This is a genomic window from Mesorhizobium sp. M7A.F.Ca.CA.004.12.1.1 (assembly GCF_003997835.1).
Classification (GTDB): domain Bacteria; phylum Pseudomonadota; class Alphaproteobacteria; order Rhizobiales; family Rhizobiaceae; genus Mesorhizobium.
Window position 1 is genome coordinate 1 of the sequence record NZ_RZRK01001125.1, and the last position, 1475, is coordinate 1475.

The 1475-nt window shown below is 61.4% G+C and carries 1 protein-coding gene; it reads left to right on the forward strand.

What is annotated here, in order from left to right:
• Window positions 1-297 precede the first annotated feature (297 nt).
• The coding region (locus EN984_RS34330) for a Xaa-Pro peptidase family protein (protein ID WP_164764491.1) at window positions 298-1475 on the forward strand (1178 nt) is incomplete at its 3' end.

Here is a 1475-nt window from a genome sequence, read left to right on the forward strand (position 1 = left end):
TCCTTGCGGCGGCGATTATGAGCCTTGCCGAGGGTTTCGCCAGAGACGGAATTGGCGCATCCTCGCTTGGCTTTGAAATTTTCGTCCGCTGGACCAGTTTGGAGGGCGTGGCTCAATTTGATCATTCTGGTAGGACCAGATTGGTTGAATATGCGACGAATGACAGCGCGGAGTCATAGAGAGGCGACATTTCATCTGTTTCTGGCTGGACCAGAACGGGCAAAGTGGTGCAGATTTGACCGCTGCCAAGGGATCGGGAGCGGAACAGCGGCGATCCGGCTATTCAGGGAGAGAGAGATGAACATTGCTCCGGGCAAGAATGCGGTCGGCAATATCCCGTTCGACCAGGCAAGGGTCGACCGGCTGATGGAGGAGGCCGGCATCGATGTGCTGCTCGCCACCTCCAAGCACAACACGCAATATCTGCTGGGCGGCTACAAGTTCATCTTCTTCGCCGCCATGGATGCGATCGGCCACAGCCGTTACCTGCCGATTGTCGTGTACGAGAAAGGCGGGCCGGACCATGCCGCCTATATCGGCAACCGCATGGAGGGCGGCGAGCATCAGAACAACCCGTTCTGGACGCCGACGCTGCACGCCGCCTGCTGGGGCACGCTCGACGCCGCCAACCTTGCGGTCGAGCATCTGCAGAAGATCGGCAAGGCGGGCGCGCGCATCGGCATCGAGCCCGGCTTCCTGCCGTCGGACGCCTATACGCTGATCCGCAAGGCGTTGCCGGACGCCAGGCTGATCGATGCGACCGACATGCTGGAGCGCATGCGCGCCATCAAGACCGATGCCGAACTGGAGAAGCTGCGCACGGCCTCTGAACTGATCACCGATTCCATGCTGGCGACCATAGCCTGGGCGCGCGAAGGCACGACCAAGGGCGAGATCATCGAACAGCTGCGGCGCGAGGAAACCAATCGCGGCATCCATTTCGAATATTGCCTGCTGACGCTGGGCTCCAGCCACAACCGCGCCGCCTCGCCGCAGGCGTGGAAAAAAGGCGAGGTGCTGTCAATCGATTCCGGCGGCAACTTTCACGGCTATATCGGCGACCTCTGCCGGATGGGCATTCTCGGGGAACCGGATGCCGAACTGGAAGATCTGCTGGCCGAGGTCGAGACGGTGCAGCAGGCGGCCTTCTCAAAAGTCAAAGCGGGCACGCTGGGCGGCGACATGATTTCCCATGCCGAGGGCGTGCTGAAGGCTTCGAAGGTCGCGGCCTACACGGATTTCTTCGCCCATGGCATGGGCCTGATCACGCACGAGGCGCCGTTCCTGATGACCAACCACCCGGTGACCTATGAAGGCACCTATGCGGCAAAGCCGCTGGAGAAGAACATGGTGCTATCGGTGGAGACGACCATGCTCCACCCGACGCGCGGCTTCATCAAGCTGGAGGACACGCTGGCGGTGACGGATGCTGGTTATGTGATGTTCGGCGACCGGGGTCGGGGGTGGAACAGGGG